The organism is Mycobacterium sp. (assembly GCF_052144515.1).
Lineage (GTDB): Bacteria > Actinomycetota > Actinomycetes > Mycobacteriales > Mycobacteriaceae > Mycobacterium.
Window position 1 is genome coordinate 15,334 of record NZ_JBKQQD010000113.1, and the last position, 14,687, is coordinate 30,020.

Annotated in this window: 15 protein-coding genes; 6 read left to right on the forward strand and 9 right to left on the reverse strand. The window is 64.4% G+C overall.

Going from position 1 to position 14,687, the window contains the following annotated elements; translation table 11 throughout:
- The 3 genes from ACLP9N_RS07015 to ACLP9N_RS07025 are packed head-to-tail and all read right to left on the reverse strand — an operon-like array spanning position 1 to position 2,245.
- Positions 1-621, reverse strand: a complete 621-nt coding sequence (locus ACLP9N_RS07015) for a PaaI family thioesterase (RefSeq protein ID WP_442406707.1) — start codon at positions 619-621, stop codon at positions 1-3.
- Positions 618-1,235, reverse strand: coding sequence for a cysteine hydrolase (locus tag ACLP9N_RS07020; RefSeq protein WP_442406708.1), 618 nt, complete (start codon positions 1,233-1,235; stop codon positions 618-620). Before ACLP9N_RS07020 ends, ACLP9N_RS07015 begins: the two co-directional genes overlap by 4 nt.
- Positions 1,232-2,245, reverse strand: a complete 1,014-nt coding sequence (locus tag ACLP9N_RS07025) for a Rieske 2Fe-2S domain-containing protein (protein ID WP_442406709.1) — start codon at positions 2,243-2,245, stop codon at positions 1,232-1,234. Before ACLP9N_RS07025 ends, ACLP9N_RS07020 begins: the two co-directional genes overlap by 4 nt.
- A 109-nt stretch (positions 2,246-2,354) precedes the next feature.
- Between ACLP9N_RS07025 and ACLP9N_RS07030 the strand changes: the two genes are divergently transcribed.
- From ACLP9N_RS07030 to ACLP9N_RS07050, 5 genes are read left to right on the forward strand one after another with little or no spacing between them, the layout of a single operon-like run.
- Positions 2,355-2,486 (forward strand): hypothetical protein, encoded by a 132-nt coding sequence (locus ACLP9N_RS07030; RefSeq protein WP_442406710.1) that lies wholly within the window; start codon positions 2,355-2,357, stop codon positions 2,484-2,486.
- Positions 2,476-4,107 (forward strand): flavin-containing monooxygenase, encoded by a 1,632-nt coding sequence (locus ACLP9N_RS07035; RefSeq protein ID WP_442406711.1) that lies wholly within the window; start codon positions 2,476-2,478, stop codon positions 4,105-4,107. Before ACLP9N_RS07030 ends, ACLP9N_RS07035 begins: the two co-directional genes overlap by 11 nt.
- Positions 4,108-4,128: 21 nt before the next feature.
- Positions 4,129-5,256 carry an alpha/beta hydrolase gene (locus ACLP9N_RS07040; protein ID WP_442406712.1) on the forward strand — a complete coding sequence of 376 codons (1,128 nt, stop codon included), beginning with the start codon at positions 4,129-4,131 and terminating at the stop codon, positions 5,254-5,256.
- Positions 5,253-5,633 (forward strand): ester cyclase, encoded by a 381-nt coding sequence (locus ACLP9N_RS07045; RefSeq protein ID WP_442406713.1) that lies wholly within the window; start codon positions 5,253-5,255, stop codon positions 5,631-5,633. Before ACLP9N_RS07040 ends, ACLP9N_RS07045 begins: the two co-directional genes overlap by 4 nt.
- Complete coding sequence (locus ACLP9N_RS07050) at positions 5,630-6,676, forward strand: TIGR03857 family LLM class F420-dependent oxidoreductase (protein ID WP_442406714.1); 1,047 nt, start codon at positions 5,630-5,632, stop codon at positions 6,674-6,676. Before ACLP9N_RS07045 ends, ACLP9N_RS07050 begins: the two co-directional genes overlap by 4 nt.
- Positions 6,677-6,781: 105 nt before the next feature.
- On the opposite strand, the gene ACLP9N_RS07055 is transcribed toward ACLP9N_RS07050, so the two are convergent.
- The 4 genes from ACLP9N_RS07055 to ACLP9N_RS07070 are packed head-to-tail and all read right to left on the reverse strand — an operon-like array spanning position 6,782 to position 11,491.
- Positions 6,782-7,786, reverse strand: a complete 1,005-nt coding sequence (locus ACLP9N_RS07055) for an NAD-dependent epimerase/dehydratase family protein (RefSeq protein WP_442406715.1) — start codon at positions 7,784-7,786, stop codon at positions 6,782-6,784.
- 3 nt (positions 7,787-7,789) lie between these two features.
- Positions 7,790-9,502 (reverse strand): nitric oxide reductase activation protein NorD, encoded by a 1,713-nt coding sequence (locus ACLP9N_RS07060; RefSeq protein WP_442406716.1) that lies wholly within the window; start codon positions 9,500-9,502, stop codon positions 7,790-7,792.
- Positions 9,499-10,314 (reverse strand): AAA family ATPase, encoded by an 816-nt coding sequence (locus ACLP9N_RS07065; RefSeq protein WP_442406717.1) that lies wholly within the window; start codon positions 10,312-10,314, stop codon positions 9,499-9,501. Before ACLP9N_RS07065 ends, ACLP9N_RS07060 begins: the two co-directional genes overlap by 4 nt.
- 4 nt (positions 10,315-10,318) lie before the next feature.
- Positions 10,319-11,491 carry a spirocyclase AveC family protein gene (locus ACLP9N_RS07070; RefSeq protein WP_442406718.1) on the reverse strand — a complete coding sequence of 391 codons (1,173 nt, stop codon included), beginning with the start codon at positions 11,489-11,491 and terminating at the stop codon, positions 10,319-10,321.
- Between the two features lie 90 nt (positions 11,492-11,581).
- Here ACLP9N_RS07070 and ACLP9N_RS07075 point away from each other — a divergent pair, with 90 nt between their 5' ends.
- Positions 11,582-12,184: a TetR/AcrR family transcriptional regulator gene (locus ACLP9N_RS07075; protein WP_442406719.1), complete on the forward strand. Its 603-nt coding sequence runs from the start codon at positions 11,582-11,584 to the stop codon at positions 12,182-12,184.
- Positions 12,185-12,504: 320 nt separating this feature from the next.
- On the opposite strand, the gene ACLP9N_RS07080 is transcribed toward ACLP9N_RS07075, so the two are convergent.
- Both ACLP9N_RS07080 and ACLP9N_RS07085 read right to left on the reverse strand, forming a co-directional pair.
- Complete coding sequence (locus ACLP9N_RS07080) at positions 12,505-13,143, reverse strand: TetR/AcrR family transcriptional regulator (RefSeq protein ID WP_442406720.1); 639 nt, start codon at positions 13,141-13,143, stop codon at positions 12,505-12,507.
- 17 nt (positions 13,144-13,160) lie between these two features.
- Complete coding sequence (locus ACLP9N_RS07085) at positions 13,161-14,657, reverse strand: acyl-CoA carboxylase subunit beta (protein ID WP_442406721.1); 1,497 nt, start codon at positions 14,655-14,657, stop codon at positions 13,161-13,163.
- Positions 14,658-14,687: the final 30 nt, after the last annotated feature.

Here is a 14,687-nt window from a genome sequence, read left to right on the forward strand (position 1 = left end):
TCACGGCTGGTGGGGCAGTAGGCTGACCATCAGGCCGTGGGCTTCGCTGAGCAGCGTGCCGTCGCCGGCCGTCATGGTCGCGGCGATGAACACCTTCCTGCCCTCGATGTCGGTGATGCGGCCGTGTGCGGTCAGCGGCTCATCGATCGGGGTGATGCTGCGGTAGTCGACATGGAGGTAGGCGGTGCGGGTCGGCCGAATCTCCGCAGCGGACACCACCATCCCGAACAGCCAGTCGTAGAACAGGGGGATCATCCCGCCATGCACCGCGTGGTTGCCGCCCACGTGGGATTGGGTGAAGTGCCCGTCCATGGTGACGCCGTCCGCCCCGGCGTCGGTCAGGGTCCACGGCGGCAGCAGTGGATGGCCCAACCCGGGCAGACTCAGGACGCGACCCGCGACAGCCTCGGTCTCCGGAACCTGGTGGCCGTCCAGCAGCGCGCACGCGTTGAGGACGTGCTCGGCCGCGGCGGCCCACAGTGCCTTGTCCGGGCGGGTGGAGACGGTTAAGTCTTGTAGCCGGTGCATCGCGGCCACGAAGTGGCCCAGCTCAGCCGGCGCGTCTTCGACCGGTCTGACTTCGGGAAACCCGCCGCGGATTTCGGGTGCTGTTTCGGTCAATGCGTCCCCCATGCCTGCAGCAGGTCGTCGGTTGTCGTGATGGTTGCCAGCAGTGACAGCGTGTTGGCGATGACGGCGGCGCCGTAGTCGGTGGGGATGCCGGCCACGGCATCGCGCGGCACGATCACCCGATACGCGGCATTGACCGCATCCATGACGAAGTTGGGGATCGCGATGTTCAGCGAAACACCAACCACGACGACGGTGGACACGCCGAGGTTGCGCAGTACCGCGTCGAGGTCGGTGCCACCCATCGGCCCGACGCCGTGCCACCTGCTCAACATCAGATCGGTTGGCTCGGGGCCTAATTCGGGTAGCAGCGCCGCCCCGGGCGTGCCTGGAGTGATGTCGACGTCACCGCGTCCGATGGCGAAGATCTTGGCGTTGTGGTTGGAGCCAAGCCCGTCTGGCCGTCGCTGCACCAGGCAGTGCACGACGCGCACCCCGGCCGCCCGTGCCGCCGGCAATAGCTTGACGATGTTGGGTAACGCGACGCGGCGTGCTTCTTCGGCGAGCAGCGCCAGCCCGGCGTGCGGGCCGATGACCGCGCCCTGGCACTCCTGAGTGACGATCGCGGTGTGTTCGGGCGCCGCGAGTTCGGCCAGTCCAGTCATCTTTGCCGCAACATTTCAGCGGGTGGCACCTCGTAGAACTGAGTCGCCCACTTACGCAGTGCCATATACCCTTTCGCGTCGACTTTGGAGAGTGCCGGATGCTCAACGTAGCGCTGGTAGCGCCAGATCTCCAGGTCGTCGAAGACGGTTGACAGGAACTGCTTTTCAATGAGTTCGCGCAGCTTGCCGTGCGGCACGTCGGCCGTGTCGCCCGGGATTCGCGGCCACCAGATCGAGTAGAACAGGTCCGAGCACTCGTCGTCGACCGGCGTGCAGGTGAAAATCAGCCGATGATTCTGCGCGCCCTCGAAGACGCTGATCGCTCCGCCCAGGCCGAACAGGTGGCTGTGGAACCGCAACGCGAGATCCTCGGGGTTGTCGCTCCGCGCGTCCGGCCAGCCCGCGATGAATTGCCATTCGTGGTCCACGATCTTCCAGTCCAGCACCCTGGGCGTCACTGTGGCGTGGTGTACGTACTCGAAATGGGCACTGTCGGGGGCGTTCTCCGCCACGATCTGCGGATGCACCGGTTCGCGCTCCGCTCGCCGGGAGAATTCCGGATACGCCCGGTAGTAGGCCGCCGGATCGGTCTCGAACTGCGGAAACTTTCGGAAGATGTCGGGCATCTCCCACTGCGGCTCCTTGCCGTCCGGCTGATGCCAGACGAACACGCAGTCGTACTGCTCCCGGACCGGAAACACCCGCAGCCGCAGCGCGCGGTTGGGCCGCTCTGGTTGATAGGGGATGTATCGATTCGTGCCGTCCGGGCCCCAGCGCCAGCCGTGGAAGGGGCACTGGACGCAGTCGCCCACCACCGTGCCGCCGTGGCCGATGTGGGCGCCGAGGTGCTTGCAGTGCCCTTCCAGAACATGCAGCTCACCCGACTCGTCGCGGTAGGCGACCAGATCCTCCCCGAAGTACCGAAGCGGCCGGACCTCGCCGACCGGGAACTCGGGTGACCACCCGACCATGAACCAGCCGGTGACCTTCCAGGTGAACGGGACCTTCACGCCGGCGCCTCCCACGGGTTTCGGTAGTTTCGCTGATACTAAATTCGTTACAGTATAGATTTCAGCAGGTCGATGGAAGTTCGTCCAGGGTGCGGCGAGGAGCTGGTTTATGAGTGCAGAGGACGTTGGGGCGGCTGACGAGCTCGCAGCGATGTCAGCGCCCCCAGTGCAGGGCGGTAAGCGGCGAATCGGCAGCAGCGGTGATTTCTGCGTCCCGGAGAATCTGTCCCGTGCCGGCTAATCATGAATCGGGCCCGCGCTTCGACGTGCTCGTCATCGGCGCCGGGTTTTCCGGCCTGTACATGCTGCATCGGCTCCGGCAGCTCGGATTGCGCGCCCGGGTACTGGAGATGGCCGAAAACGTCGGCGGCACCTGGCTGTTCAATAGATACCCTGGTGCGCGATGTGACATCGAGAGTATCGAGTACTCGTACAGTTTCTCCGAAGAGATTCAGCAGGAATGGGTTTGGACGGAGTCGATGCCGGCTCAACCCGAGATCGAGGCCTACCTGAACTTCGTTGCCGACCGACTGGATCTTCGCCGCGATATCCAGTTCGACACCAAGGTCGTCGCGATGGCATTCGACGAGGAAGCCGCGCAGTGGGTGGTGCGAACCGAGGCCGGCGAAACTTTCCAGGCCCCGTTTGTCGTCGCCGCCTCGGGCATCCTGTCGGTGCCACTGGAACCCGCCATCCCCGGAATGGCATCCTTCGAGGGAACCTCGTTGTTCACCAGTCGGTGGCCGAAGGACGGCGTCGGTCTCGCCGGGAAGCAGGTCGGAGTCATCGGCACCGGTTCGACCGGGATTCAGCTGATCCCCATTGTGGCCCGGGAAGCCTTGCAGCTCTGCGTCTTCCAGCGTTCGGCGGCATACACCTTGCCGTGGCAGGTGCACCGGTTCGAGCCCGGAGAGCTGGACGAGATGAAGGTCGGCTACGCCGAAATCCGTGCGGCCCAGCGGGCACACCCGATCGGCGCGGCGCGGTTGAGCGCCTTCTCAGTGTTGCTCGGGATGCTCGGCAAGCCGCCACTGAAATTGGCGTCGCGCGAAGAGCAATTGCGCGCCATCGAGCAGAACGGCGTATTGGGGGCGCTGGACTGGGGCGATATCTTCTTCGATATCGAAGCCAACCGGATGGCCGCCAAGCTGTACGGCGAGGCGGTGGCCCGAATCGTCAAAGACCCGGAAACGGCTGCCTCGTTAGTCCCCACGCATCCGTTCGCGTGCAAGCGACCGATCATCGACCAGGGTTATTACGAAACATTCAACCGGGACAACGTCACGCTCGTCGACCTACGAAAGTCGCCAATCCGCGAGGTGACACCGACCGGCATTCGCACCGAGCACGAGTTGTACGAGCTAGACGTCATCATCTACGCCACCGGATTCGACGCAATGACCGGTGCGCTCAGCCGTATCGATATCCGCGGTCGCGACGCCATGTCGCTGGCCGAGTTTTGGGCCAGCGAGGGTCCGCTGTCTTATCTGGGCCTAGCCGTAGCCGGCTTTCCGAATCTGTTCACGGTTCAGGGACCGGGTAGCCCGAGCCCCGCCACCAATTTCGTCCCCGCGCTGGAACAGCATGTGGAGTGGATCGCCGACTGTATCGCGCATCTGCGCGCCAACGGAATCCGCACCATCGAGGCGCTGGCCACCGCACAGCAGGAATGGATCGACCACACCACCGAGCTCGTCGCGTCGACGGTGCTGGTTCACCCGACCTGTAAGTCCTGGTACAACGGCGGCAACGTTCCCGGCAAGAAACGGATGTACATGGGCTATGTCGGCGGGATTCCCGAATATCGCCGTCGCTGCGATGAGATCGCGGCCGACGGGTACACCAGCTTCAAGCTCGCTTAGCTGGTTCAAGGAGGCGATGACATGTCTTTGGTGACACGCACTACGGAAGTTGCGCGCGAATTCGCAATGGTGCTGCCGCGGACCGCGTCTGGCCTCAAAGAATCGACCGGCTGGAACCCGGCGTCGCCACGTGGCGCGCGCCAGTTCGGCGAGGTCATGCTGGACGAGCTTGTGCTGAGCGGCTTTTCGCTGCTGAACGGACGGCTGACCAAAGAGGTGAGACCGCTGAGCGCATGCTCCGCGGCCGCCGAAGAATTGTCGGCGCTGGGCATCGACGGTGCGCATGCCGACCCGAAACCGTTGCGCACAACATCGATACAGCGGCGGCGGATCGGCGGACTGGCCTATGAGCGGGTGACGTTCGAGCATGATCCGGTGCTGCCGAAGACGCTGGCGGCCGAAGGCCTGGGTGGCCCGGCGCGCGCGGTGGTGCACGTGTGCCGGCACCGCGACGGGCCCAGGCCCTGGCTGGTGTGGGTACACGGCGCGGGTCAGGGCGGCGTAGAAGACCTGGTGCTGTCTCGAATCGGCCGACTGCACCACCAGCTGGGGTTCAACGTCGCAATGCCGGTGCAGCCCGGCCACGGTTGCCGGCGCCGCGAATGGCCGGCCTATCCAGACATGGATCCACTTGGCAATGTGGCGGGCATGATGCGCGCGGTATCAGAGGTGCGCACTGTCGTGCGATGGGCACAGCCGCAGGCCACCGCCGTTGTGGTATCCGGGATTTCGATGGGCACCCCGGTGGCCGCGCTGGTTTCGCATCTGGAGCCCCAGATCGACGCGGTCGCGCTGTACACCCCGATTCTGGGCCTCAACGCGATGATCGCGCGGCACCTGGGGCGTTGGGGGCGGTCTCGCGACGGATTCCGTGAGCTGCTTGGCTCTCCCGTGGTCGCGCAGCTGACTTCGGTGATCGATCCCTTGAAGGTCGCCCCGGTCCCACCGCCGGATCGGCGGCTCATTGTCGGGGCGTGGCACGACCGGATGGCTATGCGGGAGCCCGCCGTTGCGCTGCAGGAGCGCTGGGGTGGCCGACTGTATTGGTACGACGGCAGCCACGTCGGTCACATTTTCTCGCGGCGCGTGCAGAAAGTGTCCGAGGAGTTCCTGCAAGAGGTGGTCGACACCGCGGTGTCCGGACCATGACAGCCACGCGGACGGCGCGCGAAGTAGTCGAGCTCTACAACCTCGTGGTGTGGAACGAGCGCAACATCGACTTGGCCGAGGAGTTGTTGGGTGACACCGTCATCCGGCATGAGGTCGGCGAGGCGCACACCCTGACCCACTCTCAGGCGGTCCAACGGGTAGCAGACATGTGGCGAATGGTCGACTCTTTGCATTTCGACCTGAACGTCGTCGTCGCCGGTGACGACGGCGAGCACGTCGCGATCGTCTACGACTCCACCATGACCACCAAGGACGGAACCGAAACCAACGTCGCGAGTATCGAGGTCTTCCGTGTCATCGGCGGCAAGATCACCGAGGTCTGGAACTGCGGCTACCAGCAAGGAGTTTGGAATTGAGCGATCGCGCGCTTGACGAACTGGGCTACTACCTGCTGGCTGGCGCCGGCGGTGAGGGACCTGCAACCTTGATGGACGAGGCTCGCTGCGGTGAGGAGCTGGGCTTCGGCACGGCGTTCATCTCAGAACGCTGGAACGTCAAGGAAGCGTCTTCGCTCGTCGGGGCCGCGTGCGCGGTGACCAACCGGATGCAGATCGCCACCGCCGCAACCAATCACAACACCCGCCACCCGTTGATCACCGGGTCGTGGGCGACCACCATGCACCGGCTGTCCGGCGGTCGGTTCACGCTGGGTATCGGCCGCGGCATCGCCGCGATCTACGGAGCGTTCGGCATACCGGCGGTCACGACCGCGCAGATGGAGGATTGGGCTCAGGTCATGCGCCGTCTGTGGCACGGCGAGGTCATCTTCAACCACGAGGGCCCGATGGGCAAATACCCGATCCTGTTTCTCGACCGCGACTTTGACGAAGACATCCGATTGGCGCTGGTGGCTTTCGGACCGAACACTCTCGCGCTGGGCGGCAGGGCGTTCGATGACGTGATACTGCACACCTACTTCACTCCGGAAACGTTGCAGCGCTGCGTCAAAACCGTGAAATCCGCTGCGGAAAAGGCGGGCCGCGATCCGGACAGCGTGCGGGTGTGGTCGTGTTTCGCCACGGTCGGCGACCACCTCCCGGAACAACTGCGGCTGAAGAAGACCGTCGCGCGTCTGGCCACCTATCTGCAGGGGTACGGCGATCTGTTGGTGAGCACCAACGCCTGGGATCCCGCCGTGCTGCAACGCTTCCGGGAAGATTCGGTGGTGACGTCGATCGCCGGCGGGATCGATCACAAGGCCACATCCGAGCAGATCGAGCACATCGCGACGCTGATTCCCGACGCGTGGCTGGAGCCCTCGGCCACCGGGTCGGCCCAGCAGTGCGTGGATCGCATCCGCGCCGAATTCGATTACGGGGCCGATGCGGTGATCATGCACGGCGCGACGCCCGACGAGCTCGAGCCGATCGTGGCCGCGTATCGCGCCGGCGGTTTCTAGGCGCGGTGCCGGTTCTCTTTGACCCAGTAATCACGTGGGCCACATGAGTACCGTCCGCCGGCCATTAGGCGATTCAAAAATGTGATATCGCAGGCGATATCACATTCAAGAGTCGTCTAGTGGTCGGTCGCGCAGCACTGCGCTGAGGCGCCGGTTCTCCTTGAGGTAAGCAGAGCTGCGGATCACGAACCACGTGGCCAGTGGACGAACGAGACGGACGAAGTGCCGTCGCATGCCGAAGGCATTCCTCATGTCTTCCAGCTGCGCGTCGAGTCCTCGCTGCTGGTACTGAAGCAGCTGCTGGCTCTCCGCGGTGTCCGCCCAGTCGCCGAAATAGCGAGCAGGCCGTCGTCGCACGAATGCATCGATCGGGACGGGACCGATCCCGATCGCACCCATCAGGGCGTTGATGAAGTCGCTATAGGTCATACGGCAGGTTGTGCCGCCGGCTATGTTGAGTATCTTTCCGATCGACGCCTCACAGGCCACCGCGCGGGCAAACGCGGTGCCGGCGTCGGCGGGATGGAGGAATTCGAACCGCGCGCCGGGGCTGAACTCGAACATGATGCTCGGGTCCTGCGCCTGTATCTGGAGTGGTGTCACCGCCGCAAGCCGCAGGATGCTCCACTGCAGCCGCGACTGCCGGATCGCTTGCTCGCACTCGACCTTCTGGCGCCCGTACTCGTCGGTGGGAGAGGCGGGCGTGTCGACACGCAGCGGTGGCTCGCGATCCTGGACATCGCCGAAGATGCCCTGCGACGACGCGAATACCAGCCGTTTAGCCGTGGGTGAGGCCTCCATCTGCGCGATCAGCTCGTGTGTGGCGTCGAGGTTTACCTTGCGAGCCAACTCGGGCGCCCTGTCTGAATAGGGCGGGATGATGGCCGCGAGATGGATCACCGCGTCCACGCCCTCCATCGCATCGCGCAGCGATTTCGGATTGGTGATGTCGCCCCAGACGAAGTGAGCCCGTCCGTCGAAGCCGGATGCGAGGTTGCGCGCCCTGCGAGATTCGAGGTCGAGCGCGACGACGTCGTGGCCCTCTTCGGTCAACGTCTCCAAAGTGGCCAAGCCGATGTTGCCCAGCGCACCTGTCAACAACACTTTCATGTCTCATCCTCTTTTCGGTTTCGGTGCGCTGAGTTCCCGCAGGGCAGACAGGAACAATTCATCCATCTGCGGGCTCAAGTCAGCCAGGGTCGCCGCGCTGGCATAGCTGGCGGAGCCGAAGACACGCTCGAGCGTATCGGTGGCCCCGGCGCCGACGGAAAGGCACAGGCAGGCAACGCCTTCCATGCGGAGCTCTTCGAGGGCTTTAGCGGCGTCGGCTTCGGCGTAACGGCCCTCGTAGCCATCGTCGTAAGGGAAGCCATCGGAAAGGACGACCAGCAGCCGATTTGGTGTGCCGGCTTCGGCTTTGAGGATTTCACCTGCACCTCGGATGCCAGCGCCGAGGCGCGTGTAGCCCGATGGCTTGAGTTGGTTCAGCCGGGCTCGCTCCATGGCGCCGAACCGATTTCCGAATCCTTTGATCGAGGGCAGATGCACGGCGTGCCGGCCTTGTGACCGAAAGGCATAGACGGCAACGCGATCGCCGAGCTCTTCGAGCGTAACCGCCAACGTGGCAGCCGCCCGTCGTTGGTGATCGTGTACGGCCAGGCCGTCCGGATCCGTCTCGGTGGCCGATCCCGAGGCGTCGAGCAAGACGAGGACGCCGAGATTGCGAGCAAGTTTGCGGCGTTCCAGGTAGACGCATTCTGCTGGCGAGTAGCCGGAGCGCAAATCGACGAAAAGGTTGATGAGCGCCTCGATGTCGAGCTCGTCGCCATCGGGACGGCCGCGCAGCACCTTGGGACCCAGGCCAACGCGAGACAAGCGACGGCGCAGCATGTCGTCGTGCGGGACGCCTGCGGCGACGATGCCCGAGATGTCAGGGGCGGCCATCAGCGGGAAGTCGATGACCCGGCACCAATCCGGCCGATAGCGGTTGTTGTGTTCGTCCCACTCCGGGTAGAGCGCGCCGCCAACCCCCGCCGTGGCGCCGGGATTGCGGTCATCGGTGAATCGGATCCTCGTAGGCACAGGCCGGGAATGTGTTCCCGCCGCGTGCGCGCGCCGAACGGCGCGAACCCGCATTTCAGCGCCGGCAACGCCGTCCCCGGGGGAACGCGAGCTGCCAAACAGTTTGCGGAAATAGTCCGAGAGCGTCCATGAGGTAAAGAGCGGATTCTCAAACAGTTTGAGGATCTTGCTCTCCCGGGTCCGCTCCCGGTCGCCGTCGTCGCCAGCCTCGGGCAGGTCGACGGGATCGAACTGCAGACGCAGCTCTTTGTCGGTGGCCTGCGAGCCCGGTCCGGCCGAAGGCGCCAGCAGTCGGGAGGGCCGGATAGCCCCGAACCAATCGGGTGGGTCGGGGACTTCCACTGGGCTCTTGGCCATGTCGAGTGACTCATCGGCGGTCGCGGTGCGCGGTGCGCCATAGGGACCGAGATAGGGACCCAGCGCAGCGGCGAATGGGATCTGCCTGGCAAGCTCGGCAAGCACGCGGTGACCCTCGAGCGCGAGGTAGCGGCGCGCGATCGAGGGACGTGCCCGTAGCGGTTTCACCAATCGCCGATCCAGACTCCCCGCTCCCAGCAGGGCGCTCTGGATCAGCATCTCGCGACGCTGCTCAGCGAGAGAGCGGCCCGCCGAGACGAATATGACCGCGCCGTTGGTGTGAGCGGCGTCGCCCGCCAACGCCTCCGCGACGTCGACGGATCTGCCGGCAATGTAGGTGGCGAGGAGTCGAAACCGGTTAGGGTTCTTCGGATTTAGGGCGGTCACGTCCGGGGCACGACGGCGTCGGCGAGTTCGCCGAGGGCGCGAACGACGTCCGGATCGTCTGTGAGCGCCTCGACGATGGCCGACTGGACGGCACTGCGCAGGCTCAGCCCTTCGGCGACAAGGCCGCCGGCGAGGATCAACATCCGGGTGGACGATACTTCGCGCAGTGGTGAACCAGCCAGGTTCCGGATCGCGTCACCCAATGTGACCAGAACGCGGGCGGTCTCGAAGTCGATCCCGGCTTCGTAGGCAACCACTTCCGTCTCGATCTCGGCGGGTGGGAAATCGAGCGTGATGGCGACGAAGCGTTGACGGGTCGACTCCTTGATGTTCTTCAGAACGCTTTGGTACCCGGGATTGTAGGAAATCACCAGCTGGAACCCCGGTGCCGCCTTCAATGTCGTGGCGAGTCGATCGACCGGGAGCTCGCGGCGGTGATCGGCGAGCGGATGGATGACCACGGTGGTGTCCTGGCGCGCCTCCACCACTTCGTCCAGATAGCAGATGGCGCCGTCGCGCACGGCCCGGGTTAGCGGCCCGTCTACCCACACCGTTTCTCCGCCTTTGAGCAGAAACCGGCCCACCAGATCCGCCGAGGTCAAGTCCTCGTGGCCCGCAACGGTGATCAGATCGCGACCAAGCTCGTGGGCCATGGCCTCCACGAAGCGTGTCTTCCCACATCCCGTGGGACCCTTCAGCAGCACCGGCAGACCGCGGCGCGCCGCTGCCCGAAAAACCTCCGCCTCTTCGCCCACCGCTCTGTAGAACGGTGCCTCCGCGACCGAATCCACAATGGCGGGTGGACCGTTCAACAAATCACTTCCCCCGATCGAAGGGAACGATCGTCGGAAGCTTTACGCCGTCTGGAAGCACAAGCTTGCCATCGGGATTGATGTAGCCGGAGTTTTTGCCCGGAACCGGGAGTGCGGGATCGGGGCAGAGTCGATCTGTCCCGTCGCCGCAGATTCCCATGAGGAAGTACGACCGCTTCGCAATGTCGGCGGGCCAGGGGTCCTGATGCATGGCGAACCACTGCGCCGGAATGTTGTAGAACACAAAGAAGAACATGCTGCACGCGGCGAAGATCGCCAGGAAGCGTGTGAGTTGCTGCTTCGCAAACCCGCCTTGGACTCGTTCCAGTCCCCGTTCGACAAATGTCCGGCCGCGATCGTCGGTGAAGTAGCGCAAAGCGCACAGCCCCGCTTGAACGCCCCCCCACATCAGCCCTTCGTACACCGGCCATTGGTAGTAGGTGCCGGCATTGATGGATAAGGACCTGATCGCGCCGGGGTAGATGTAAAGCCCCATCGGCATCAGGAACAAGCCCTCCATGACCAAGTCGAAGAAGAACGTCCAGACGATCAAGACGCCGATCAGACCGGCGTTGCTGATGTTCGGCCAGCGCGATTTGGCTCGGCGCATGACCCAACAGCCGAGAATCGTGCACAGCAGAACTCCGTACGAGTAACCCGGCGCATTCATCAACAGCGGTTCGGCCATCATGCGGCCCGGTTCCCCGTACGACACCCAACCCGGGATGTGCTGTAACCATGAGCCCCGGTTGAACATCCAGCTGTTGTATGTGCTCCACGTGTTGAAGTAGTTCAGCAGCGGGTCTTGAAAGAACAGCAAGCCGCACGCCACCAGCAGCATGCCGTCCAGCGTGATTCGCCGTTCCCGCCGCCAGGGCCGGACGATGAAGTAATAAAGGCCGACCGGCAGGCCAAGCGCGATTACCGCGGTCCAGGTAAGGAGGATCACCTTCATGAGCGTCGGCGGATCGCTGGGCCCCGCGGGCACCCGCTTGAAATAGGGACCGGTAATCCATCGGATCCAGACGTATAGCTGAAAAGCCAGGATGGCAGCACCGGCGATGGCCCAGATCCGCACGGGCTTGGCCGTCGACTCGGGCCGGGTACCGAGCCCGGCCACTCTACGGAGCGATTCGGCCACCACGGGTGCGCTCTTGTTCTCCGACAGTCCGCTCATGGCTCTGTCTCCTTCCGGCATGCGTGAATATACCAACTGGTATCTCAATAACAAGAGTGTTTATGAGATTCCCATGGCACAATCGCTCGCATGGTCGAGCGTTGGACGCGGGAGCGACGTGTCGAACACACGCGGTCGCTTCTGCTAGACGCTGCGGAGCTGGTGTTCGCCGAAAAAGGCTTCACGCCAGCAACTCTCGACGACATCGCAGACACGGCGGGCTACACGAAAGGCGCCATCTACAAGCACTTCGCCACGAAGGAAGACCTCTTCCTGGCGGTGAGCGACCGGTACTGGCGTCGCTACTTCGACAATTTCGCCGAGGTGCTGTCGGGGGCCAAGGAGCTGGGAGCGCGCGAACTCGACGACATCGCCCAGCGGTGGCGCCAACTCAGTTATGACCACGGTGCCGCACACGCCGCGTTGGGCCTCGAGTTCACCTTGTATCTGCGGCGCAATCCCGAGGCGCGGGACCGGGTGGCGGCAAAAAGGTCAGAGGTCGTTGAGGCGCTGGGAAGGTTCGTCGCTGAGGGCGTCGACCGACTCGGCGGAACCCTGCTGGTCCCGCCGCTGACGTTCGCGCACATCCTCATCGCCACAAGCGATTCCGTCATGCTGGGGAGCCAACTGGATGATGTCGACCTCTACCGGCCGATCCTGGAAATGTACGTATCGGTGATCAAGCTGCCCTGATTCATCGCGCCTGTTCTCAACCGGTTCGCCGGGCCCGTGGGGCGCCTCGGACGACGCCGGGTGGTAAGCACGATTCGTGCTGTTCAGACCTAAAGGGGACACCAAATAGAATGAAAGTCTCTGGTATGCGACGTGTTTCAGTCGACCGTACTCGTCGCAGGCGAGCAACGGCTTCAGTAGTCACGTTGGCCACATGAGTACCTTCGGTCGGCCATTAGGCGACTGTTGAATGCGATATCGCCTGTGATATCACATTCAAGAGTCGTCTATTCGTCGGTCGCGCAGCAGCACCGCCGCCACCACTCGTAACCCGCTTGTTCTCAACCGGTTTGCCGGGCTCGCGGGCGCTTGACCGCGGCAGGCTTGGGCACCACGTTGGACATCACCATCCGTAAGAACGGCTCGTGGAGATCCTGCCCATCCAGATGTGTACTGATGGTGACGGCGTCATGGCTGGCGATCAGAACGCGGGCCAAGGCGTCGGGCGGGATCGTCAGTGCGCCCCCCAGTCGCGCGATGTTGCTGGCGATGTGGTCGGCCAGCGACCGGATCGTTTCTTCGCGTTTGGCCGCCAACCGTTCGCGTGCGCCGGGATTGCGTAGCAAAAACAGCGAGAACTCGTAACCCAGCGCCGCGCTGTCCGGCCCGGCGATGGTCAGCTCACGCCACCGCTCGGCGAATTGAGCGACTTTGAGATCCTCGAGGCTCTCGAAGGCGCCGATGATGTCTTCGAAGCCGTTGAGAAACCGGAGCAGGTGTCGCTCGATGACGGCCAGGAATAATTCTTCCTTGGTGCCGAAATGTGAGTAGATCGCGCCGCGGGTGTATCCGGCGACCTCAGCGATGTCTTCCAGCGCCGCGCCGCCGAACCCCCGCTTGGCAAACACTTCCCCGGCGGCGTCCAACAACACATCGCGGGTGTGCTCAAGGCGCCGTTGCCGCGTCCATCGTTCCGCCACAGGTTTCATCTTCCCAGTTACGGCAAGATCACCGTGCGGCTCACCGGTTCGGCTGCGGCCTGCCGGCTAGAGACAGCGCGGTGTAGGGCAGCCAGCAGCGCATCACGTGTCTCGCGGGGATCGATGAGTTCGTCGAACCCCATGTGTTCGGTTGACCGGTAGGAGGCTTGCAGCTCCGCGTCGCGCAGCTTGGCGGACAGGTCCTCACCGGCATGCGACGCGCGACTGAGCGCCGCGGCGCCCATGGCTCCCATCGTGGCGCCGGGGTAGGCGAAGGTGGCCGACTGGTGGTCGAAGCCGAGGAGCGACATGACCATGGAGCCGAAGCCGTACGCCTTGCGCAGCGTGACGTGCAGCTTGATCGTCGTGGCGGCGGTCTGGGCCGCGAACATCCGTGCGCCGCTGCGAAGTACGCCCTCGCGTTCGGAGCGGCTGCCGGGCAGCATCCCGGGGTTATCGGCCAGGAAGACGATCGGCAAGTGAAAGGAGTCGGCCACCAAGATGAAATGCGCCGCTTTGTCGGCGGCGGCGGCGTCGATGGACCCGGCCAGCACCTGTGGTTGATTGGCGACGATTGCGACGGGATGCCCGCCAAGATGCGCCAGGGCGCAGATGATCGCCCTGCCGTACTGCGGCTGCACTTCGAACCAGTCGGGACGGTCGAAGACCACGTCGAGCACCGCGCGCATGTCATAGACGCGGCGGTTGTCACGGGAGACGATGTCCAGCAGCTCCGGCGTCGGACGCGGTTCGGTCAGTGTGTCGGCCGGTTGCGACGGTGGGTAGGACCACGCGCTCGGCGGAAAATACGACAAATAGCGGCGAATATCGTCGAGCGCGGCTTGGTCGTCGCCGGCGAGGTTGTGGATCACCCCGCTGAGCGGCGCGACGCCCGGTCCGCCCAGATCCTCCTTCGAGATGTCCTCACCGGTGGATTCTTTGACGACGGGCGGTCCGGCGGTGAAGATGGCACCCTGCCGGCTCATGATCCGGAAGTCGCACACCGGGGCGACCAGGGCGCCGTGTCCGGCCGAGGGTCCGAGCACCGCGGCGACGGTCGGGACCCGGCCAGAGCACTGGGTCTGGGCGAGCAGGTCGGTTGGGGTGCGCCCGTAATGCCCACCGGTCGGACGAAAGCCGGCGCCATCGAGCAGCATCACCAGCGGGATCCTGTCGCGCAGTGCCAGTTCAGCAATCCGGTAGCGCTTGGAGTTGCCTCCGGGCCCGATGCTGCCGGCCAAGGTGGTGAAGTCCTCGGCGCCCACCATTACCGGCACTCCGTTGATAAGACCGGACCCGGTGACGATCGCGTCGGCGGCGATCTCGCCACCGACCAGCGTGCCGATTTCGCGGAAGGTGCCTGGATCGAGGAGTCGCGTTATGCGCGCGCGGGCGTCGAGTTTCCCCTTGCCGCGTTGCTTGTCGAGCCGATCCGGGCCGCCCATGGCCAACGCGTGGCGACGACGACGGTCCAGATCGTCGAGCGTCTCCTCCCAATCCTGGCCTTTAGTCATCGTTCCGTCCTACCTCGCCGAAAGGCGGTC

Excerpts from the sequence above, each read along its gene's own strand:
- ACLP9N_RS07055 (WP_442406715.1), bottom strand. The coding sequence starts at position 7,786 with ATGAAAGTGTTGTTGACAGGTGCGCTGGGCAACATCGGCTTGGCCACT.
- ACLP9N_RS07020 (WP_442406708.1), bottom strand. The coding sequence starts at position 1,235 with ATGACTGGACTGGCCGAACTCGCGGCGCCCGAACACACCGCGATCGTC.
- ACLP9N_RS07085 (WP_442406721.1), bottom strand. The coding sequence starts at position 14,657 with ATGACTAAAGGCCAGGATTGGGAGGAGACGCTCGACGATCTGGACCGT.
- ACLP9N_RS07045 (WP_442406713.1), top strand. The coding sequence starts at position 5,253 with ATGACAGCCACGCGGACGGCGCGCGAAGTAGTCGAGCTCTACAACCTC.
- ACLP9N_RS07075 (WP_442406719.1), top strand. The coding sequence starts at position 11,582 with ATGGTCGAGCGTTGGACGCGGGAGCGACGTGTCGAACACACGCGGTCG.
- ACLP9N_RS07030 (WP_442406710.1), top strand. The coding sequence starts at position 2,355 with ATGAGTGCAGAGGACGTTGGGGCGGCTGACGAGCTCGCAGCGATGTCA.
- ACLP9N_RS07040 (WP_442406712.1), top strand. The coding sequence starts at position 4,129 with ATGTCTTTGGTGACACGCACTACGGAAGTTGCGCGCGAATTCGCAATG.
- ACLP9N_RS07070 (WP_442406718.1), bottom strand. The coding sequence starts at position 11,491 with ATGAGCGGACTGTCGGAGAACAAGAGCGCACCCGTGGTGGCCGAATCG.